The sequence below is a fragment of the Actinomadura sp. NPDC049753 genome, from assembly GCF_040674655.1.
Lineage (GTDB): Bacteria > Actinomycetota > Actinomycetes > Streptosporangiales > Streptosporangiaceae > Spirillospora > Spirillospora verrucosospora.
On the sequence record NZ_JBFARL010000038.1, the window covers coordinates 28,197 to 50,210 of the forward strand.

Annotated in this window: 9 protein-coding genes; 3 read left to right on the forward strand and 6 right to left on the reverse strand. The window is 75.1% G+C overall.

What is annotated here, in order from left to right; all coding sequences use genetic code 11:
- Positions 1-7: 7 nt before the first annotated feature.
- The gene (locus AB0K37_RS13315) at positions 8-1,216 is read right to left on the reverse strand and encodes a hypothetical protein (protein WP_363979404.1); all 1,209 of its coding nucleotides are present in this window, start codon (positions 1,214-1,216) and stop codon (positions 8-10) included.
- Between the two features lie 582 nt (positions 1,217-1,798).
- Between AB0K37_RS13315 and AB0K37_RS13320 the strand changes: the two genes are divergently transcribed.
- Together AB0K37_RS13320 and AB0K37_RS13325 are read left to right on the forward strand one after the other, a co-directional pair.
- Positions 1,799-3,826 carry a serine/threonine-protein kinase gene (locus AB0K37_RS13320; protein WP_363979407.1) on the forward strand — a complete coding sequence of 676 codons (2,028 nt, stop codon included), beginning with the start codon at positions 1,799-1,801 and terminating at the stop codon, positions 3,824-3,826.
- Positions 3,827-3,848: 22 nt separating this feature from the next.
- The gene (locus AB0K37_RS13325) at positions 3,849-5,855 is read left to right on the forward strand and encodes a serine/threonine-protein kinase (RefSeq protein WP_363979429.1); all 2,007 of its coding nucleotides are present in this window, start codon (positions 3,849-3,851) and stop codon (positions 5,853-5,855) included.
- A 52-nt stretch (positions 5,856-5,907) separates the two neighbouring features.
- Here AB0K37_RS13325 and AB0K37_RS13330 read toward each other — a convergent pair whose 3' ends face one another.
- Positions 5,908-7,377 carry a hypothetical protein gene (locus AB0K37_RS13330; protein ID WP_363979410.1) on the reverse strand — a complete coding sequence of 490 codons (1,470 nt, stop codon included), beginning with the start codon at positions 7,375-7,377 and terminating at the stop codon, positions 5,908-5,910.
- 114 nt (positions 7,378-7,491) lie between these two features.
- Positions 7,492-9,219 (reverse strand): ATP-dependent DNA helicase RecQ, encoded by a 1,728-nt coding sequence (locus tag AB0K37_RS13335; protein ID WP_363979413.1) that lies wholly within the window; start codon positions 9,217-9,219, stop codon positions 7,492-7,494.
- 250 nt (positions 9,220-9,469) lie between these two features.
- Here AB0K37_RS13335 and AB0K37_RS13340 point away from each other — a divergent pair, with 250 nt between their 5' ends.
- Positions 9,470-12,268, forward strand: coding sequence for an AAA family ATPase (locus AB0K37_RS13340; RefSeq protein ID WP_363979416.1), 2,799 nt, complete (start codon positions 9,470-9,472; stop codon positions 12,266-12,268).
- Positions 12,269-12,283: 15 nt separating this feature from the next.
- Here the strand turns inward: AB0K37_RS13340 and AB0K37_RS13345 are convergent, their stop codons facing one another.
- The 3 genes from AB0K37_RS13345 to AB0K37_RS13355 all read right to left on the reverse strand — a co-directional run.
- Positions 12,284-14,077, reverse strand: coding sequence for a hypothetical protein (locus AB0K37_RS13345; protein ID WP_363979419.1), 1,794 nt, complete (start codon positions 14,075-14,077; stop codon positions 12,284-12,286).
- Entirely contained in the window at positions 14,074-18,552 is a 4,479-nt protein-coding gene (locus AB0K37_RS13350; protein ID WP_363979421.1) for a hypothetical protein, read from the reverse strand. Before AB0K37_RS13350 ends, AB0K37_RS13345 begins: the two co-directional genes overlap by 4 nt.
- Positions 18,549-22,014: hypothetical protein (locus AB0K37_RS13355; protein WP_363979424.1), on the reverse strand; the 3,466-nt coding region annotated here is incomplete at its 5' end. The genes AB0K37_RS13350 and AB0K37_RS13355, both read right to left, overlap by 4 nt.

Genomic DNA, 22,014 nt, shown 5'->3' on the forward strand with positions numbered 1-22,014 from the left:
CGCCTCATCATCGGCACTCGTCCACCTTGTCGGCCAGCCGTTGCAGAAGGGTCAGCTTCGGGAGCTCCGCGCGGGTGTAGTCCGTCCGCTCGTCGGGCACCGGCACACCGCTGTCTTCGAGCAGCCCGTACAGCGGCTTGGTCCCGCGGTCCGAGGGGTCGTCGACGACCCGGAAGCCGAGCTCCAGCATGCGCCGCCTGAGCCCGGGATCTGTGCGCAGCAGTCGGCCGAGCCGGTCACCGTTGCCGCGTTTGAGGGAGATGTATGCCGGGTCGGTCTGGAACTCCTGCTCCGGATAGAGCAGCACCCGCTCGGTGTCGACACGCCCGGAATTACGCCGATGTTCCTGCTGGTAGGCGAAGAACTGGTGCTCGTAGACCACCACGATGGGTCCTTGGCTCTTGCCTTCGGGCGTGACGTAGACCGAGAAGAGCTCTGACTCCGGCATGCCGGTCCCCGTGATGAGCGGTCCGATCTCCTTGGCGATCTGGTCTGCCTCGGTCTCGGTCTGCACCGGCTTGCCGCCGTTGACCACGTATGCGACCAGGCCGAGGTAGGTGAGGCCTGAGTTGGACCGGCACACCCCGGAGGTTCGGGCGAGTACCCGGTTGCCGTTGGTGATGCCCTTGATCCCGATGTCGTTCCAGGTCTTGCCCCGCCGGCCCAGCTCGACGAACTTCGCCGTCCTCAGCGTGTAGTAGAGCGCATCGCCGGGCCCTCCCGAATGCCGCTCCGCGGCACCGCGCTCGACCAGGGTCTCGGCGTACTCGCGATAGCTGGCCAGAACGATCGGGCTCGTGAACAAGTAAGTCGTTCGGTTGTACAGGCGTCGCCTGCTGCGCTCCTTCCTGATCAGATCCGCAGCCGGCTGTCCGGACGGGAAGGCGAAGTCGTAGGACTCGGTCTTTTGGCCGAGGACCTCCGCGGCGACCTCTCCCGAGCCGCGCGGAGTGACCTCGACGCGGATGTGGTGCTCCAGTAACAGGTCCTGGACTTTCTCGTCGTTGAAGAAGTCCTGCTTGGAGGCCATGATCCCGCGGATCGTGACGACCGGACCGGGCCGCGCGACCAGCACCGCGAGGGACGCCCCCGCACAGACCAGCGCAACAAGGGCAGCAGATGCCGCTCCCCAGCCGAGTGGCGAAGGCCAGAAGCGGGGTGGCCGGGGGATGCTGAACGTCGGTTCTTCGACAACATTCGGGGGGTCGGCCGTCACCGCAACTCCTTGCGATCACATTCGCAATACGGCCCAAGCTTACGCACCATCACCGAGGGCCAGGGGCGTTCCTGCCGGACATGGCCGATTCGTGTGACCGTCAAGCACGTGGATCGTAAGGAGCCACTTGCCGGGCGATTCGCTGAGCCGGTTTCGTTCACTTGCATTACAAACCGGACTTCCAGGTTCGGTCGTCCTTCGTTCGGGGACAGCGGCGGCGGACGACAGGCCGCCATGCAAGGGGGTTGGATGCGGGCAAGGTGATGACATTTTGACAGTAAGAGCACCGATCTGATCCGATTGCGGCGCACTTTTGAATTGAGGCCATCCTGCGCCCTGGACGCGGGTGCGTCACCGCACGTAGACGAATTCGGTCGCCCCCCGAATAGCGTCCCGGCCTTCCTTATCGTGCGGCCAGACCAGTCGCGGGACGAGGTGGGACGTCGGCGGCTGGCGCGGGCCAGCGGCGCGGACCCTCACTGGGGGCGGCGGGGAGACGTGGCGGGGTGGTGACGGATGACTGCGGGGGCCTCCGCGTTGATCAATCAGACGCTATTGTCTGTTTGACAGAGGAGGTGTGCCGTGAGACCCCTGGAGGCGTCCGATCCCCGCCAGATCGGGCATTACCGAATGCTCGCCCAGCTCGGCCGCGGAGGCATGGGACGGGTGCTGCTCGGCAGCGGGCCGGACGGCCGGCTGGCCGCGGTCAAGCTGGTCGACGAGCAGTTCGTGCACGACGACGGGTTCCGCGGCCGGTTCCGCCGCGAGGTCCGCGCCTCCCGCCGGGTCGCCGGAGCCTACACCGCGGCGGTGATCGACGCCGACCCCGAGGCGGCCGAGCCCTGGCTGGCGTCGGTGTACGTTCCAGGCCCGTCCCTGCACGAGGTCGTCGCGGCGACCGGTCCGCTGGCGGCAGGGCCGGCGCTCCGGCTGGCCGCCGGGCTCGCCTCCGCGCTGACCGAGGTGCACCGCGCCGGGCTGGTGCACCGCGACCTGAAGCCGTCCAACGTGCTGCTCACCGAGGACGGCCTGCGGGTGATCGACTTCGGTATCGCGCGGGCCGCCGAGGGCGATGACGGCACCCAGCTCACCCGCACCGGCGCGCTGGTCGGCACGCCCGGCTTCATGTCCCCGGAGCAGGCCCTCGGACGGGACCTGACCACCGCCAGCGACGTCTTCTCCCTGGGCTCGACGCTGGTGTACGCCTGCACCGGCCACGGTCCGTTCCACGCGCGCAGCACTCCGCAGACCCTGCAGAACGTGATCCACGCCGATCCCGTGCTGGGCGATCTGCCGGACCGGATCCGCGAGATCGTTTCCGCCTGCCTGGCCAAGGACCCGGCCGCACGGCCGGTGCCCGCCGAGCTGCTGCGGTGGATCGGCGAGGTCCCGCCGTCCGCGCGGCCCTGGCCGGACGCGGTGCACGAGACGATCGCACGGCAGGGCACCGAGGTCGCCTGGCTGCTTCAGGCCCCGCAGACCCCGCCGCCGCACGTCCCGCCCGCATCGGCGCCTACCCCCACGGCCGTCGCGCCGGCGCCGGGCAGGAGGCGGTTCCTGCTGATGGCGGGCGGCGGCGCCCTCGGCCTCGTCGCGCTCGGCGGCGCCGCCGCCTGGGCACTGCGCGGTGACGACGACGAGCCCGCGTCCGGCAAGAAGAGCGCGTCCGGCGGGAGCGGCGGTACGGACGCGAAGCCGCTGGCGGTCTTGGAAGGCCATGCCGGTTCCGTGCACCACGCCGAGTTCGACCGCGCGGGTGACCTCCTGGTCACCGCCGGGGAGGACGGCACCGTACGGCTGTGGGACGCCAAGACCCGGCGGCCGTCCGGCCAGCCGCTCAAGATCGCCACCAAGTCGGCCCTCAAGGCGAGGTTCGACAAGGCCGGGCGGCTGCTGCTCACCGCCAGCATGGACGGCGGCATCAAGGTGTGGGACGTGCGGACCCGCCAACAGGTCGGCGCGACCCTCGGCATCCCCATGTTCGACTTCTCCGACGATCCGGCCCCGGTGAGCGACGTGGCCTTCAGCCCCGCCGGGGACCGGCTGGCGGCCATCGGCTCCCATCTGAAGGTGTGGGACACCGGATCCCGCAAGGAGGTGAGCGGGCTCACCTTCGACAAGGCGAACATCATGTCGTTCATCGCGTTCAGCGGGGACGGGCGGCTGCTGGCCTTCACCGAGCGGGATCTGGTGCGGGTGTTGGACGTGGATTCCCGCAAGGTGGTCGGGCAGCCCCTGCGCGGGCACACCGTCCAGATCACGGAGGCGGTGATGAGCCCGGACGGCCGGACGCTGGCGACCGGGGGCGCCGACCTGACCGTGCGGCTGTGGGACGTCCAGCGAACGGCTCCGCTCGGCGAGATGGTGCCCGCGAGCGATCACGCCCCGCAGGGCATGGCGTTCAGCGGGGACGGGCGGATGCTGGCCACCGTCGGCAACGACTCCACCGCGCGGCTGTGGGACGTGGCCGGGCGCAAGGAGGTCGGGAAGCCGATCAGCCTCCCCGGCAAGGCCTCCGCCGTGGCGTTCAGCCCGGACGGGAAGGTCCTCGCCGTCGGCGGCGACGAGAAGGTGTGGCTCTACGACGTCGCCGGCCGCACCCGCGCCTGAACCGCCGGTGAGCGAGGTGACCATGCGACCGCTCGCCGCGTCCGACCCGGAGCGGGTCGGGCACTACCGGATGCTCGGCGAGCTCGGCCGCGGCGGGATGGGCCGGGTGCTGCTGGGGTCCGCGCCCGACGGGCGGCCGGTCGCGGTGAAGCTCATGCACGCCCGGCTGGCCGGCGCCCCCGGCTTCCGGGAGCGGTTCCGCGCCGAGGTGGCGGCCACCCGCAGCGTGTCCGGCGCGTACACGGCCGCCGTGCTCGACGCGGACGCCGGCGCGCCGACCCCGTGGCTGGCGTCGGTGTACGTGCCGGGGCCGTCGCTGCGGGACGCGGTCCGGGCGGCCGGGCCGCTGCCGGAGCCGGCGGTGCTGCGGCTGGCGGCCGGGCTCACGGCCGCGCTCGTGGAGATCCACCGGGCCGGGCTGGTGCACCGCGACCTCAAGCCGTCCAACGTGCTGCTGGCCGCCGACGCCCCGAAGGTGATCGACTTCGGGGTCGCGCGGGCGGCCGAGAGCGACGGCGACGGGCCGACCGGCGTCATGGCCGGAACGCCCGGGTACATGTCGCCGGAACAGGCCGAGGGAGGGTCGGGGACCGCGGCCGGCGACGTCTTCTCGCTGGGGGCGGTGCTGGTGTACGCCTGCACCGGCCGCGGCCCCTTCGACGGGCCCGGTCCGGCGCAGGCGCTGTACAACGTCGTGCACGCCGAGCCCGACCTGTCCGGCGTACCGGACCGGCTCCGCCCGGCCGTCGCGGCGTGCCTGTCCAAGGACCCGGCCGGCCGGCCGGACCCCGCCCGGCTCGCGGCGATGGTCGGCGCGGTCGCCCCGGCCGCGCAGCCGTGGCCGCCCGCCGTGCAGCGGATGATCGACGAGCGGCGGGCCTGGATCGGGTGGACGCCCGGCCCGGAACCCGCGCCGACCCTGGTCTACACGCGCCGCCCCCGCTCCGGCCCGTTCACCGTCCTCGGCACCCCGCGCGGCGTGCTGGCGGCGTGCGCGGCGGTGGCCACGACCCTGGTGGTGGCGGCCCTCGTGGTGACGGCCCTGGTGGTGGCGCCGTGGTCGGAATCGGCTGCCCGAAGCGACCCCGCGGCACACCGGTCCACGGCACCGCCGCCGAGCCGATCGCTGCGCGGACACACCGCGTCCGTGCGCGACCTGGTGTTCACCCCGGACGGCCGGACGCTGGCCAGCGCCAGCGACGACGCCACGGTACGGCTCTGGAATGTCGCGGACGGGAAGCTGCGCCGCGCGCCCCTCGACCACCCCGACGGCGTCAACGCGCTGGCGATGAGCCACGGCGGCAGCACCCTGTACACCGCGGGCGACGACGGCCGCCTCCGCCTCTTCCCGGTGTCGGGCAAGGGCGAGCCGGACGACCTCGACATCGATCTCGGGCCCCTGACGTCCCTGGCCCTGAGCCCGGACGACCGCGTCCTGGCCACCAGCAACACGGACCAGTCCGTGCGGCTGTGGGACCTGGACGACGCGAAGGTGGGCCCGCTCCTGGAGACCGGCGCAGGCAACGTCCAGGCTCTGGCGTTCGCGCCGGACAGCCGGATGCTGGCCATCGGCACGACCGGCACCGAGCAGGATCCCAAGACCGGAAACACTCGCGGTGTGGCGCAACTATGGGAGGTCTACGACCGCAAGAGGCTCAGCGAGAACCTGACCGGCCACGACTCCTGGATCGAGGACGTGGCGTTCAGCCCCGACGGGCAGACGCTGGCGACGGCGGGCGGTGAGACCGTCCGCCTGTGGGACGTGGCCCGGAGCCTTCAGAAGGGCACTCCGTTCCAGTGCGACGGCCGCTGCCACACGGCGGTGTTCAGCCCGGACGGCCGCATCCTCGCGGCCGGAGGCTCGGGAGGGACCGTGCGGCTGTGGGACGTGACCCGCCACCGGCAGCTCGGCCCCGCGCTCACCGGGCATGGCGGCGCCGTCCTCAGCGTGTGCTTCACCCCAGACGGCCGAACCCTCGCCACCGGCACCCAGGACGGCACCGTCCGCCTGTGGCAAGTACCCGTGTAGGCACGCGAGCCGACCTTCGCCGACCAGCCGTTGCCGCGCCGACGGCTCGCCATCATGCTCCGGACGGCCCAGGACGCGCGCGGCGTACGGTGAGAGCCTCGTCGGGCAGGGTGAAGGAGTGCACCACGTCCTGGTCGATGACCGTTTGGGGGTGGTGGGGGCCGTCGAAGGCGGAGCTGTGGAGGCGGAACCGGCCGGTGTCTCCGATCTTCAGCGTGCGCAACATCCAAGGTTCGTCCGGGGCGGCCTCGGGATGAAGCGGCACGGCCAGGTTGAGAACGCTGGATGCCTCTCGCTCCCGGCCATGCCGGGTGTGCGCCGCGGTGTAGGAGGCCAAGCGCAGTTCGGCCTCCGAAGGCGGCTCAAGGCCCGGCGCGCTCTCCGGCCTCGAAGACCGCGGCCGTTGTGGTGCCAGGGCCGCGAGCCACGACCGGGTGCTCTCACCGATGTGCGGCCCGTCAGCGACCCGCCCCAACCATGGCCAGAGCCGGTGGTGAAGTGCAGGACCGGCGCAGTCCAGCCACTCTTCGACCAGCCGGCGGAACGCCTCCTCACGGCGTCGAGCGCCGCCGCGGCGGCCAGCGGCCAAGACCTGCGTGCCTGCCCCGGCCAGCACCCGGCACAACGGCGCGATCGGCACCACACCGACCCGGTGGACGTAGCGCACCGTGCGGATGTCCCACATCACCCCGCGCAGCAGCGTCGCCGCCGCCAGCGCCGCACCGTCCAACCGCTCCGGCCGCCGCAACGGATCGGGCCACGCAGGGCGCTCGCCAAGGGGCGGAGTCCTGCGGTCGGCGGTCAGCCCGGCGCCCGACAGGTGCCAGTACGAGTCGTCGCAGTACACCGACCCGCTCTTCGCACGGATGACACCGTCGCCGCCAAGGCCGACAACGATCCGATCAGGCCCTGCGCACACGGTGACCGGTGACCTGTCACCGGCATCGAAACGCGCCTCGGTGACATCGTCCAACCACATCTCCAGTTCAGCCGGTCCGGCGTCATCGGAACCGATGGGGAACCGGCGTGCGGCCACCGCCTCCACGAATCCGACCAACCTGTCACCGGCCCGCTCCACCTGGAAGGTCCGCACCTGCGCGCCGGCCAGGTCATAGTCGGCGGCCAACTCCGCCGCCGAGTCTTCGGTCAGCGGCACGCGCCGCGGCCTCATCACACCCCGATAATCCCGGCCGGGCACGGTTTCCGGCCCCGGAGCCGGCAGCAGCGGCTCCAGCCGGTGCCCGGCCGAACCGGCCTGCTGCACCATCCAGGCCCGGCGTTCCGCTCCGAAGTCGGCCATCCAGGCCAGCGCGACCCGCGCCCGCCGCTCGCGGCTCCACCGGGTACGGGCCACCGCAACGCGGAACAGCGCGAAGGTGTTGTTGTCCCACACGTCCGACACCCAGCGGACCGCTTCCCGATCGAACATCCGCCCATCGGTGGCCACCGCCTCGATCTGCGCCACCGAACGATCCAGCAACGCGCCGAACGCGGCCGCCGCCACCGACTCTCTCGGCTTCATGCCCCTCCACCCGAGCGCCGTTTCGCTTGGGTACGAACCATCGCACGTAACCTCACACCGCCACATTCGCCGCGCCCGGGGAAGGTGTCCCCACGGCGTCCTGTGCGGCTGGGGTCAGGAGACGCCGGTGGTGGATTTCTTGGTGCCTGCGGCGACCTTGTTTTCGGAGCGGAGGGTCAGGAGGCCGTTGTCGCGTTCGATCGCCTCCAGGGACAGGGTGCGGTAGCCGGCCTCTTCGAAGAGGACGGTGATCCGGTCGGGTTCCACCCGCATCACCGTGCCGGTTCCCCATGAGGCGTGCTCCACTTCGGCGTGCAGGGGGAACGGGGCATCGTCGGCGCGGTTCGGTGGTATGGACGTAGGGGCCGGCGATGCGGCCGGCCCGCTCTGGCATACGTCGCAGCGGCCGCATGAGCCCGGGTGGGGTTCGCCCAGGTATTCCAGCAGGAAACGGCGACGGCAATCTGTCGTCTCCGCATAGGCGCGCATCATGTCGATGCGTGAGTCGTCGACGCGGCGGCGGTTCTCGTCGAGTTCCACGGCACGTGCCACGGCCTCTTCGGGCGGTGGTCCTTCCTGGACGTATCGCAGGTTCCCCCGGCCGGTCGTCTCCACGGCTCCGGTCTGTTCCAGCAGGTTCACCAGGCTGGTGAGCTTGGATGCGCCGACGCCCAGGGTGGTACGCATCTCGCTTGCCGGGACGGTGCCACCGTGGGTCTGGAGGAGCGTCGCGGTCTGGAGCATCTTCTCCTCGTCGGGCTTGCCCGCGGCGAAGAAGCGGCGCAGGCCGAGGTCCTGCGACCGGTAGTACAGGACGGCCGCCGCGGACTCCCCGTCCCGCCCGGCGCGGCCGATCTCCTGGTAGTACGACTCCGGGGACTCGGGCGGAGCGGAGTGCAGCACGTAGCGGACGTCGGGCTTGTCGATTCCCATGCCGAACGCCGAGGTGGCCACCACGACGTCGAGCTCGTCGCCCTGGAACGCCTCGTGCACCCGGTGGCGGTCCGCCGCCTTCATCCCGGCGTGGTAGGAAGCCGCACGCAGGCCCGCCGCGGTCAGTTCCTCGCCGTACGACTCGGCGTCCCGCCGGGTGGCGACGTAGACGAGGCCCAGTCCCTTTCGTCCGGCGGCGTCCTCGACCAGCGCCCGCCTCTTGTCCGCCTCCTCGTGGAACCGCCGCACCTCCAGGGACAGGTTGGGACGGTCGAAACCGCGGACGATCTGCTGCGCCTCGCCCAGCCCGAGCGTCGCGAGGATGTCGTCGCGTACCGGCGGCGAGGCGGTCGCGGTCAGCGCGATCACCGGGGGGTGGCCGAGACGCTCGATCACCCGGCCGAGCCGCTGGTAGTCCGGCCGGAAGTCGTGGCCCCACGTGGAGACGCAGTGCGCCTCGTCGACGGCTATCAGCGAGGGGCGGACGGCGGCGAGCCGCTCCACGACCGGCGGCTTGGCCAGCTGCTCGGGTGACAGGAAGATGTACTCCGCTCGGCCCGCCCGGATCTGGTCCATGGCGTCCTCGCTCGCCCCGTCGGACTGGGCGGAGTTCACCATCACGGCGCCGCCCGCGTCGCGGCCGGTCAGCGCGAGCATCTGGTCCCGCTGCAAGGCGATCAGGGGCGAGATCACGACGGTCGGCCCGGGAAGCAGTTGGGCGGGGACCTGGTAGACGGCCGACTTGCCGCCGCCGGTCGGCATGACCAGCAGGACGTCGCGGCCCCGCAGCAGGTGCTCCATCGCCTCGCCCTGGCCCGGGCGCAGGTCCGGCCAGCCGAAGACCTCTCTGGCGACCCGGCGCAGCCGGCGGCGCCTGCCCATCCGGCCCCAGACGTCCCGCATGCCCATTCAGTCCTCCTCGCGCCGTGTCCCTGCCGCCGACCGCCCTCCGGACGAAAGCGACGAAACACGCAGAGATCTTTCTCAGGAGCGCCCGCGGAAACGTCCGGCGGCATTGCACTGCGGTAACGCCCGTGGGCGGCGTGCCAACAGCCGGTCGCGCCTTCCGTCCGGGATCGGCCAGGAGAGCTCGCGGGCGCGGGAAGCCGGGCACGATCACTCCGTCTGGAGTTCGATTGCGGGTTGCGAAGAGGTGGCTGTGCAGGAGCCTTCGCTCATCGGACGCGATGCCGAGTTCGGCAGGCTGGTCGAGATACTCGGGCGCAGCGCCGGGGGCACTCGGCAGATCGTCTTTCTGGAGGGTGAGCCCGGGATCGGCAAGACGCACCTGCTGGAGGCGCTGCTCGACCGGGCGGGACGGCAGGGGGCGCGGACGCTGTCGGGGACGGCCGACGCGATGGGCGGGAGCCGGCCGTTCGGCACGCTCGCCGCCGCGCTGGACGAGGAGCGGCTGCTCTCGCCGGCCGGCGCGCCGGCGGAGCAGGGGCTGCGGGGCCTGCAGGTGATCGAGGGGCTGCTGGGCGGGCTGGAGCGGCTCGCCGCGCGCGGGCCCGTGGTGTTCGCCCTGGAGGACCTGCACTGGGCCGATCGGGAGACGCTTCGTGCGTTCGACGCCGTGGTGCGGCATCTCGGCGCGCTGCCGCTGCTGCTCGTCGGCACCTTCCGGGGGTACCCCCGGAGCCCGGAGCTGGCGGCCCTGCTGGACCGGGTGACGTCGCGGGGCGCGGACGTCCTCAGGCTGGACGGCCTCGGCGAGGAGGCGGTCGGGGCGCTGGGCGAACGGGTGCTCGGGGCGCGGCCGTCGGCGGCGCTGCGGCGGCGGCTGGCCGCCGCGGGCGGCAACCCCCTGTTCGCCGTCCAGCTCCTGCGCGCCCTCCAGCACGAGGCGTCCGTGACGGTGGAGGACGGTGTCGCGGACGTCGCCGACGGGCCGCTGCCGCCGGGGCTGCGGGAGATCCTCGTGCGGCGTTTCGGGCACCTGCCGAGGGCGACGGCGGAGCTGCTGCAGGTGGCGTCGGTGCTCGGGGCGTCGTTCGCGCCGGGCGAGCTGGCCGCCGTGCTGGGCAGGCCCCTGGCGGGGCTGCTGCCGCAGCTCAACGACGCCGTGGCGCACGGGCTGATCGGGGAGCGCGGGGACGCGCTCGCGTTCCGCCATCCGATGATGCGGGAGGCGCTGTACGAGAGCCTGCCGTCGGCGATCCGGCGCAGGCTGCACCACGAGGCCGGGCAGGCGCTCGCCGCGGCGGGCGGTCCCACCGCCCAGGTCGCCGCGCATCTGGCGGAGGGCGCCGAGCCGGGCGACCCCCAGGCCGTCGCCTGGCTGCGCAAGGCCGCCGAGGAGGTCTCCGCCTACTCGGTGGGGATGGCGGTCCGGCACCTGGAGCGGGGCCTGGAGCTGGCGGGCGGGGACGAGGCGCGCGCCGCCGCGGTCCGCGCCGACCTGGTGCCGCTGCTGGCCCTCGAAGGCCGGTTCGCGGAGGCGCGCGAGGTCGCGTCGGCGATCCCGGACGGGCGCCTCGCCCCGGAGGACGAGATCAGGCTGCGCAGCGGCCGGGCCCGCGCGCTGTCGCGGCAGGGCCGCTGGGCGGAGGCCGCGCGCGCCTTCGAGTCCATCGCCGGGCTGCTGCCCGCGGGTCCGCTGCGGGCGCTGTTCGACGCGCGGGCCGCGTACGCGCTCATCTACGCCGGGGACGTGGAGGCCGCGCGGCGCCGCGCGGAGGACGTCCGGGCGGGGGCCCGGGGCCGCGAGTACGAGCAGGCGCTCGGCGCCGCGCTGACCACGCTGAGCCTCGCCCTGGCCGCGGCGGGCGACCTGCGGGACGCGCTGGAGCTGGGCGAGCGGGGGCTCGCGGCCGTCGGTCACTCGCGTCCCGCGCCGGGGGCGTTCCTCTTCCCGCACGTCCCGGTCGGGTTCGTGCTGCTGGACGCCGACCGGCCCGCCGAAGCGGAGCGCGTGCTGCAGGGCGGCCACGCGCTGGTGGAGGAGGTCGGCGCGCTGACGTTCCGGCCGTACTTCCCCGGCGTGCGGGCGCTCGGCGGCTTCCATTTCGGCGACTGGGAGTCGGCCCTCTCGCAGGCGGAGTCCGGGCTCGTCCTGGACGAGGAGATCGGCACCCGCTGGCTGTTCTTCGCCGAAACCGTGATCGGGCGGATCGCGCTGGCCCGGGACGACCTCCGGACGGCCGGGCGGATGGCGGCGGAGACCAGGCGGGTGCTGGACGGGCCGGACGCCCCGGAGTTCGCGACCGGCCGGGGCTGGGCACTGTGGATCGAGGCCCTGCTGCTGGAGGCCGGAGGCGAGGGGGACGCGGCGGCGCGGACGGCGATGCGGGCGTGGCGGGCGCTGGACGGCTGCCGGATGCTCGGCAACCGGCTGCCCGCCGTGGACGCGGTGCGGCTCGCGGTGGCGGCCGGAGACGCGGGGTCGGCCGCGGCGGTCGCCGAGGAGGCCGCGGCGTACGCCGGGCGCGCAGGCACCCCCACCGCCGAGGGCCTCGGCCTGCACTGCGCCGGCCTGGCCCGCGGGGACACCGGTGCGCTGGTGGCGTCGGTCGAGGCGTACCGGGGCGGGTCCCGCGGCTTCGAGCACGGGCTGGCCGCCGAGAGCGCCGCGGTGGCGCTGGCCCGCGACGGCCGGACGGCGGACGCGCGGCGGATGCTCGCCGAGGCGTTGGAACGCTACGAACCGCTGGGCGCACGGCGGGACGCGGCCCGCGCCACCGCCGCGCTCCGCGGACTCGGCGTGCGGCCGGGGGCGCGGCGGCGGCGCCCGGACCGCCCCGCGCACGGCTGGCAGGCGCTGACCCCGACGGAGCGGAAGATCGCCGCGCTCATCGCCGAGGGCCTCACCAACCCGCAGATCGCCGAGCGGGAGTTCATCTCCCGGTACACGGTGGAGACGCACCTGAAGCGCGTCTTCGCCAAGATGAGCGTCCGCAGCCGCACCGAGCTCGCCGCCCGGGTGCTGTCCGGTCCCGCGTTCTCGAGTTCCGAGTGACGCGCGCGGGGCGGGTCAGCGCGGGCCGACGGCGTCGTAGCGCAGGCCGCTGGAGGCGGTGCCGCCTCCGGTGCGCTTGGCGCGGGCCAGCCACAGGTGCACCGAGCCGTCGGTCCAGCGCGCGAGACGCCATTCCCGCACGACGCGGGCCCCGGCGCGGCCGACCTCCTCCTCGGGGATCTCCAGTCTCGCCACCCGTCCGGTGTCATTCTCCATCGTCCAGTCGAGGACCCGGCTGTGCCCGATCACCGGCACCGGCGTCCCGTCCCTGGTGGGCTGCTGGAGGGGGACGCGGCGCAGCCGGACGCTGTCCGGCCGCCCGTCGGCCGGGGCGGGGACGAGCGGCACCCAGTTCTCCGGCACGGTGGTGGCGAAGGTGTAGGTGAGCTCGGGAAGGCCGGGGACCTCGGCGCGCGGCGGGACACCGGCGCGCGGGACCTGGCCGTCCCGGTCGATCGGCTCGCCGGTGGCGCCGGTGACGGTCCGCTCGACCGCCCAGGCGAGGTTGGCGGTCTCGTCGCGCAGGAACCGGACCTCCTCGACGGGCGCCGAACTCTGCGTCGAGAACGTGGTGGGCGGCAGGACGAGCAGGGGCGTCGGCGGCCCGCCGCGCGCGGACGCGGGCCGGAACAGCCCCCAGCCGCGCCCGGCGGCGGCGCCGTAGGCCGCCGGGGGCACGAGGGTGCGGACGCCGAAGCTGTCGGTCACCACGAGCGAGCGGACGCGGGTGACCGATCCGCTCGGCACCTCCACCGGGACGACGAAGTGGTCGTTGGCGTACACGGTCGCGTACTCCAGCAGGACCATGCGGGCGAGGTCGGTGGTGCCCGCTCCGATCCGGCCGAGGTTGACGTCGGCGTCCTCCATCTGCCAGAACCGCGTCGCGGGCATGCCGGGGTAGGCGGCCACGGTCGGGACGACGACGAGGGTGCGGCGCTCTGAGTCGGACGCGGCGCCGAGCGCGGCGTCCGGGTCGTGGTCGAGCTGGTACCAGTCGAGCCGGTCGCCGTCGTACTCGGGCGCGGTCAGCACCGTCTCGCCGACGGAGTCGGAGGCGGCGGCCGCGAAGGCGTACTCCAGCCGTTCGCGCTGCCAGGCGCGGGCGCCGGCGCCCGGCGTGTCGACCAGCGGAAGGAACCCGTCGGGCGCGGGACCCTCCCCCGCCTGGAGCCAGGCCAGCCAGTCCGCGACGGCGGCGGCGACCGCCGCCGACAGCTCGGGCGGGACCGGCACCGTCCCCGGGAACCGGCCCCCGGCGTGGTCGCGCAGCACGTTGGTGCCGTGGGGCGCGCGTCCCGCCATGATCCGCAGGTAGCCTGCCGTCGCCTCGTCGGCTTCGGACGGACCGGCGGGCGGCGGGCTCGGGATGGGGTACCGCGCGACGACGGCCGCTCGCAGAGCGCCGGCGCCGTGCTCGGCGAGGAAGCGGAGCAGCTCCTGCCCGGTCTCGGCGGCCCAGCGCAGGTCGTGGGCCCCGGCGGCGTCCTCGGCCTCGACGGCCGACTCCAGCGGGCGGCCGGCGGGCAGCGGCGCCGCCGGCCCTCCCGAGGGCCCGTACCGGACCTCGGCGAACCGGGCGGACTCGACGTCGAGCCTGGCCAGCACCGGGGTCCCCGCGTCCTCGCCCTGGAACTCCCCGAGCTGCCACTGCCGGGCGAGGAGCCAGAGCGGGTCGGCGGTGCGGGCCTCCAGCGCCGGGCTGAGGTCCTCCGCGCGGGTGCGCGGTTCCAGCCGGCTCCAGGTGGTGATGGACGGGACGTGCTCGGGCTCGGCGGGCTCCGCGGCGGCCCGGGTGTCGGAGACGGTCATCGCGTTCCCTCCGTGGTGGCCGGCGCGGCGGCGGGGCCGTCCGGGGCCGCGGCGTCCGGGACGAAGTCGGTCGAGGTGCCCGGCTCGGCCATGTTCACCGGGAAGTAGGCGGCGGGCAGGATCTGCCCGATGTCGCCGAGCGAGTCGAGGTCGGCGGCGCGGGTCGTGGTCAGGATGAAGGCCCAGTTCAGCGCCTGGAGGACGGCGTCGGGGTCCCAGGTGGGCGCGTCGTCGGCGGGCACGGCGACCAGCACGGCCTGCGGCGCGGCGGCGCCGGGCGCGTCGTGCTCGAAGGCCAGCCCGGTCGTCTGCCGGGCGGCCGGGACGACCTCGGTCCACTCGTCCACGACGAGGCCGGAGACGGGCCGGGCGAGGTCGAGGTCCCCGATCGTGATCACCGCCATGGACACGACGTCGCCGTCCGGGGTGCTCTCCCCGGCCCACCGCTCGCCCGCCTTCCCGGGGAGCTGGACGGCGCGCGGCGTGGCGGGGACGGTGGCCGCGCCGGCGCCGGTCAGCGCCTCGGTGTAGGTGAGGACCTTCTGGAGGTTCGCCAGCTTCGGCCGCACCCGGGCGTACTTGGCCAGCCAGCGCCGGACGTCGTGCGCCGAACCGCCCTCCAGCTCGTTCCCGGCCGCGAGCGCGGCGGCGAGCGGGGCCGGGGCGGGCAGGGTGAGGGACTGCAGGACGGGCAGGTCCTGGCCGAACAGCGTCCGGAGCCGGGCGGTCTGGAACTCGCGGCGCCGGGCCGGGGCGGCCGCCGGGACGTCGAAGTCGGCCATGGCGCAGCCGCACGCCTCGGCGGTGCAGGTCAGCGGGCGCCCCCGGAACTCGGCGACCAGACGGCAGTGCGCCAGCCGGCGCTGCCGGAGCTCGGCCCGCGCCGACGCGGCCTGCTCCAGCACCTGCTGCTCGGTGCCGGACCTCGGCGGCGGGGCCACCGCGCCGAGCACGCCGAACCCGGCGGCGGTCCGCAGGGCCGGGCGCACCGCCGCGGCGGTCGCCCCGGCGAGGCCGGCGATGGCCGTGCCGGCGAGCTGCCAGGCGAAGTCGGCGCGGTTGCGCGTCCCCTGGTCGAACCCGCTCTCGGCGGCGGACCCGGGCCCGTCGAGGTCGGCGGCCTCCACCTGCCGCGACTGGGTGAGCAGCCGCCGCACCGCCGAGGCCGCCTCCAGGAACTCGGCGAGCGACACCTGGTCGTACGACCAGGCGGGGTCGCGCTCGAAGCCCGGCTCCAGCGCCCAGTCCTCGCCGATCTTGGAGGCGTCCCGGCGCGGCCAGGCGGCCGCCTCGATCCGCCGCTCCAGTTCGGCGCCGGCGTCCGGGGCGGCGCCCCGGACCGGGGCGGCGACGTGGTCGATGGCGGGGATCTGCAGGTAGTCGAGGCTCAGCGGCGGCTGGACGACGGTGCGCGTCCCGTCCGGCGAGCGCCAGGTGTTGCGCCACTTCACCCGCCAGTTCGGCGGCAGCAGCGCGGTGGCGAGGACGTCGGCGGGGGCCGCGGCGACGACCCGCGGCTGCTCGCCGACGGCGGCGCCCCAGCGCAGCCTGTCGAACCGGGCGTCGTGGTTGAACAGCAGGAGCACCCGGTGGGTGACCGCCGCGCCGCTGTCGGCCGTGCGGCAGAACTGGAGCTCCGGCGGGGTGCTCGCGCCGTGCGCGGAGGCGTCGAGGGCGGCGGCGGCCCGCGTGGCGTTGCCCTGGGCGATCTGGTGGACGCCCTCGGCGAGCAGCGCGTCCCCGACCGCGTCGACGGCGTCCGCGACGTCGTCGAGGACGTCCTCGACCGCCGTCCGGTCGCCGGGCGGGAGCGACGCGAGATCCTGCTCCAGGTCGCCCGCGCGGTACAGCCGGTGAAGCTCCAGCCCGTCGGTCACCGCGGTCGACTCGACGGCCGGTTCCGCGGTCCCCTCCGGCGTGACGGTGTGCGCGCGGACGGGCGCGGCGGCCCGGAACAGCGGCAGATGCTGGTCGAGGGGCCCGTCCGGGTGCTCGTGCAGGCCGCGTTCGAACCGGTAGCCGAGGAGCAGGCCGAGGGGCTGCCCGGCGCGGACGCCGGAGACGAGCTGCTCGGCCAGCCGCACCCGCCGCGAGGTCAGGTCGACGGCCAGCGGGTTCCCCGGCCCGTCGCGCCCGGCGGGATCATCGTCGGGCCGCGCGTCCGCGCCGCCGTGGGAGCGCCAGCCGCTGCGCAGCACCGCCGCGGTGACCGCCTGGCCGAGCGTCGGCGCGTGCACGTGCCCGGCACCGTCCGGGGCCGGGTGGAGCGGCCCCTCCGGGACGCCGTCGGGCAGCGGGACCTCCTCTCGGGCCACGGAGGGCGGCACCAGGTCGCAGACCCAGCCGTAGCCGCCGATGTGCGTCCCGGCGGCGTCTCCGGCGGGACGCTCCTGGACGAGCCGTTCCAGCCGGCGCGCCGGGAACGAGGTGATCCAGGCGTCCAGCCGGTGCGCGGTCAGGGCCAGCGTCCCCGCCACCTCGCGCTCCAGGCGCTCCGGGGCGACGTCGAGGTCCACCAGCCGGTCCAGCGCGTCGCGGAACTCCTTGATCCCGGCGGTGACGGCCGCGTGCCGCTCGTCGCCGGGCCGCTGCGCGGCGGCGAGGTAGTCGCCGACCGTCAGGGCCGGGTCGGTGCCGCCGCCGGGCAGCGGCAGCGGCCGCGCGAGGCGCCGCGCCAGCGTCGAGGTGACCTCGCGGGGGAAGATGTCCACCAGCTCAGGGTCGGGGACCTGCCCGACGCCCTCGATCAGCCCGGCCGCGTTGGAGTGCTCGCCCAGCAGCGCCGCTCGCAGCAGCCGCTGGAAGAGCGGCGCCGGCCCGGACGGCACGGGGACCTCGTCGGCGCGCAGCCCCGGCGCGGCCAGTTCCGAGAGGTACGCCCGGATCGCCGCCGCGTCGGCGCCCGCCACCGGCGTGCCCAGCCGGATCGACTTGTCGGCGAAGACCGCCAGGGCCAGCCGCGGGTCGTCGCCGGTCGCGAGCCTGAGGTCGGCGAGCAGCCGCCGGGTCGGCCCGGCGACCTGCTCGCGCCAGCCGCCGCCGAGCTCCAGGCGGGCGAACCGCCACAGCCAGGCGACGTACTCGTTGCCGAGCATGCCGCGCACCCGCATCTCGCGCGGGAGCGCGTCGGTGGCGAGGATGTCGAGCATGACGCCGTCGGGGTCGTCGAGGCCGGGGCGGATCCGCGGCACCGGCGACCGCGACCACACCCGGTTCATCAGCCGGACGAGCAGGTCGACCGCCCTGGCCTCCCCCGCGCCGCCGGACTTCCACCGGGCCATCGAGGCGACCGGCAGCACCCCGTAGACCTGGGCGCCGACGCGCAGCGCGGGCAGCGGCCCGTCGGGGTGGACGTGGGAGACGAAGTGCGAGCGGACGGCGGGCAGGTCGGCGGTCCAGCCCGCCTCAGCGCCGTCCGTCAGGTGGCGGACGAGGTAGTCGAGCCCGACCGGCCAGAGCAGCCGCCGCACCGCCGCCCCGGGACGGCGCAGGTCGTCGGCGCCGTTCGGGGCGCGGCCGAGCGCGGTGGCCGCCCCGGACGGGACGGGTCCGCGCCGTGTCCGCTCCAGGACGTCGCCGTCCCGGTGGGCGAGCGGGAGGCCCAGCGTGTCCGCGAGCAGTGCCGCCGCGGTCTCCGGGGGCGCCGCCGTCGCGGGGGCCCCGGTCACCCGCGACGAGAGCGCCGCCTCGCGCGACCGGGGCGCGTAGCCGCTGGACACGGTCTCGGTGTTGTTGGTCGGGGTGCCGGGCGGGACGAACCCGAGCCCGACCGTCGCGGCCTGCGCCTCCAGCAGCTCCGACAGGATCGTGGCGCCCCGCGCGGGGGTGGCGCGTTCGTCCACGCCGTACACGGCGAGGAACGCGACGTGCTCGGTGACGCCCTCGACGACGGCCGCCATCCCGGCGTCCACCGCGGCCTGGAAGTCGACGAGCCAGCGCATGCCCTCGTCGACCGGGGGGTCCTCGTCGGTGAGGGGGCGGGCGGCGTCGTCGCCGGTCCTGACGGGCGACGGGCCGACCGCCAGGTCGGGCCGTACCTCGTTGGGGAAGTCCGCCTCGATGGCCCGCCCCCCGGCGAAGCGGGCGAAGAAGCGCCAGCGGGTGGGCAGCGCCCGGGCGCGCGGCGCCCGCGTCCAGGTGCCGGTGCGTTCGAGGGGGCCGGGGAACTTTCCGGTGGTGTCCGGCTGCATCACCCGGGCGATCCAGGTGGCGCGGGGCGCGCCGTGGTACCGGACGAGCTCCTCCCAGGCGTCCGGCTCGCCGATCCGCTCCCAGTAACGGCGGCCTTCCCGCCGCTCCGCCGCGGTCAGCTCCGCCTCGTGCGAGTCGACGTGGATCTGGTCGGGGTAGACGCGGACGAGCAGCCGGGTGCCGTCGAACCTCGTCTCCAGGCGGACGGGCAGCAGCGTCACGGGGTACCGGGTGGACAGCGTCCATGCCGCGGCCGTGGCCCGCTCGGTCAGCGGTCGGGTCATCGGAGGGCTCCAAGGGCTCGCAGAGTTCCGGCGGTTCCGGCGAGGGCGTCCGGCTGCGGGTCGAGTGGCAGCAGGTCGCTCGCGTGCCGGGCGACGAGCGCGGGCCGCTGGAGGACGACGCGGGCCATGTCGGCGGCGTTGCGGCCGAAGACCGCGCCGTCCAGCGGCTCGCCGCCGAACCCGCCCGCGCCCGGCGACAGGAACCGCGCGTCCGCCGGGAGGTGGCCCCAGTGCAGGTCGTCCCAGTGGGCGCCCGACCAGGGCGTGCCCGGCACCCAGTCCTCGGGCGGGTCGTCCACGCCGAAGCGGGGCGCGGTGGGCTGCTCGCGCAGCAGGAAGAAGTACCCCGGCCTCCCGGCGGCCGGGTCGGCGTCGCCCCGGGCCCGCCCGGCGGTCAGCGGGAAGCCGAACAGCAGCAGGTCGGGGTCCAGCCGGGCGTGGAAGATCGGCGGGATGTCCGGGCCGGTGACGTCGCGCCGCCCGGCGGCCGTCCACGCCGCCGCGCGCATCGTGACGGCGGTGGCGGGGTAGCGGCGCAGCACCTCGCCGCGGACGACGAGGATCAGCGACTGCTCGTCCGGCCCGCCCACGGCGGTGAGGTGGGCGCCGAGCGGCCCGGCGCCCCACGCGGGGTCGGTGAACGGCGGGATGTCGGTCAGCGGGGCGCCGGCCGAGACCGCGTTCCGCACGTCCCAGAACTGCCGGAACCAGGTGTTGCGCGGGTCGGCGGGGAACTCCCGCCACAGCATCTCCCGGCTCGTCTCGTGGTTCAGGCCCACCATGAACGCCTCGATGAAGCGCGGGTTCGCGGCCAGCGCGGTCAGCGTCTCCGGCGCGACCTCCGGCAGGCCGGGGACGACGTTCTCCTGCGACAGGCCGCGCAGCAGCTCGTAGGCGGGCACGTTGAACGCGACGCCCGCGAGCAGCCGCCGCAGCGGGTCGCCGGTGTCGGGGATCGCCGAGGCGAGCGGCCCGTCGCCGAGCTTCAGGCCGTCCAGGACTTTGGGCGGCACCGTGTCCTCGGGCCTGAGCTGGTCGCGGACCGCCGTCGCCGTGGCGTCCACCGGGACGGCCTCCCCGCGCGCGTCCTGCGCCAGGGCCTGCGCCGGGGCCAGGTACTGCTGGTGCCGCAGCGCCGCCTTCATGAAGTCGTCGCCCATGGCGGCGCGGTCGGCGACGAGGCTCGGCCGCAGGTCGGCGAGCGCGACGCCGCCGCCCCGGACGGACGCGCCGGGCAGCCGGTCGACGGGACGCGACTCGCTCCAGCCGGTCGCGAACCCGTCCGGGTCGAGGTCGAACCCGATGCGGTAGGCGGCGTCGTTGCCGTCCGCGGTGCTCCCCACCCGGTAGACCAGCAGGTCGGGCCGGCGCGTGCCGCTGAAGTCGGCGACGACGATCCCGGCGCCGTGGTCCCAGCCGGCCTCCCGGTCCTCGGGGACGGGGACGGGCGCGCTCCAGCCGTCGAGGACGACGCCGCGGCGGTTCACCGTCCGGCCGATGCCGTACCGGGCGACGGTGCGGCCCCACTCGTTCCCGCCGGTCCACAGCACGACCAGGTCGGGCCGCAGGTCCCGGCCGAGGTCGGCGACGTCGACCGCCACGTCGCCGAGCCCGCCGACCGTGTAGGGCAGCGTCACCGTGTCGCCCCAGCCGCCGGTGACGGCGCCGTCGTCGGAGATCCGCCAGCCGATCCGGTAGCAGATCCTGTCGCCGGAGGTGTAGACGAAGACCAGCTCGGCCCGGCCGTCGCCGTCCAGGTCGGCGAGCGCGATGTCGGCGCCCCGGATGGACGCGCCGACCGGGTCGTGCACGGGGCGCGGCGCGCCCCAGCGGGCGGGCACGCCCTCGGCGTCGAGGTCGAAGCCGACCTGGTAGACGACGTTGCCGAGCACGTTGCCCAGCACCACCATGGCCTGCGCGCCGGACGCGGTGATCCGTCCCACCGCGACCGCCATCACCTCCACGTCGATGCCGCCGAGGTCGGGGCCGGTGCGGGCGGCGGAGAACCCGCCGAGCCGTCCCTCCGCGTCGAAGCCGTGCGCGACCCGGTGCCGGACGCGCCCGGCGCCGCCCTCGCGGGAGAAGTCCGCCACGATCAGGGACGAGAACAGGCCGACGCGGGCCGCCCACCGGTTCTCCTGAGGCGGGACGTCGGTGGGCGCGCCGGCGCCTCGCAGGTCCCGGGGGGCGCCGTGGTCGCTCCACTGGCCGTTGTGGTCGACCGACAGCAGCCGCCCGTCGGCGGCGACGGCGAACAGCTCGCTGTCGCGGCCGGGGCGCAGGACGACCGGGCCCGGCTGCCGGAGCGCGAGCCCGCCGGACGGCGGGCGCAGGCGCGTGCCGCTCCAGTTCCACTGGTCGGCGACGGAGTCGATCCGGCAGAGCGAGAGGTCGTTCGGATCGGCGTCGGAGGCGACGAGCACGCCGATCGTGGGGCGGCCCGAGAAGTCCTTGCCGCTCTGCCGCGCCACGGCCACCACGGACGTGCCGTCGTAGGGGCGCCACGCGTTCGCGATGGGGCGGAGGTCGCCGCGGGTGATGATCAGGTTCCCGTCGACGGAGGCGTACGCCATGCCCCTGAAGCCGTCGTAGTCGGGATAGGCGGCCGAGAGGTTGCCGTTGATGAGCGGCACGGTGCCGTCCCCGACGTTGAGGTTGGTCCACAGCGCGGCGCCGGTCCCCTGCCGGACGCACGCGTGGAGCCCGCCGAGGTTGGTCCTGACGTAGACGAATCCGCGGCCCCGGGTCGCGAGCGGGCCGACGGCCACCTCCTTGGGGCTGATCGTGGACGGCCTGCCGAGCGCCCGCCACGTCCATGCGGCGGTCGCGGGATCGAAGTCGCAGGCGTGCAGGCCGCCGTCGCCGCCGATCACGTAGACGCCGGTGCCGTGGGCGAGCGGATCGCTCCGGACGCCGTTCGGCGGGTACCCCCGGTCCTCCCACGCCCAGGCACCCGGCACCCGGTCCCAGCGCCGCTCCCAAAGCCGCCCGTCGGCCGTGCGGACCAGCACGCGGACCGGCCCGCCGTAGTCCAGCGCGGCTCCGGGGGACACCACTTTCTGGCCGCTGGGCGGCAGGCCGTGGTCGTACCAGAGCCAGCCGCCCTCGATCAGCCGCCGCTCGAACAGGTGGCCGTCGTTCGTCGCGGCGAAGAACCGGCCCTGCACCATGTCGCCGCCGGCGGAGGCGAGCGTCCGCGGCACGTCGTCGGACACGGCGGACACGTCGGCCGGGGCGCTCGCGGCGGCGATCGCGGCGCTGTGGGCAGCGTCCCACCAGGGGTCGGCCATCGCGGCGCGGATGGACGCCTCGTCCAGCGTCCCCAATGGCCGCCCGGTCACCTGCTCGAACGGGGCGCCGCCGGCGGGGACGTCGGCGGGCGGGACGGCCGTGTCGCCGGTCGCGAGCCGCTCCACGGCGGCCGGCGCGGCCCCCGCGCGCCTGGCCAGGGGGCCGCGCGGC

Bases quoted from the DNA above. Each gene is read 5' to 3' on its own strand.
- AB0K37_RS13350 (WP_363979421.1), bottom strand. From the start codon at position 18,552: ATGACCCGACCGCTGACCGAGCGGGCCACGGCCGCGGCATGGACGCTG.
- AB0K37_RS13345 (WP_363979419.1), bottom strand. From the start codon at position 14,077: ATGACCGTCTCCGACACCCGGGCCGCCGCGGAGCCCGCCGAGCCCGAG.
- AB0K37_RS13335 (WP_363979413.1), bottom strand. From the start codon at position 9,219: ATGGGCATGCGGGACGTCTGGGGCCGGATGGGCAGGCGCCGCCGGCTG.
- AB0K37_RS13330 (WP_363979410.1), bottom strand. From the start codon at position 7,377: ATGAAGCCGAGAGAGTCGGTGGCGGCGGCCGCGTTCGGCGCGTTGCTG.
- AB0K37_RS13325 (WP_363979429.1), top strand. From the start codon at position 3,849: ATGCGACCGCTCGCCGCGTCCGACCCGGAGCGGGTCGGGCACTACCGG.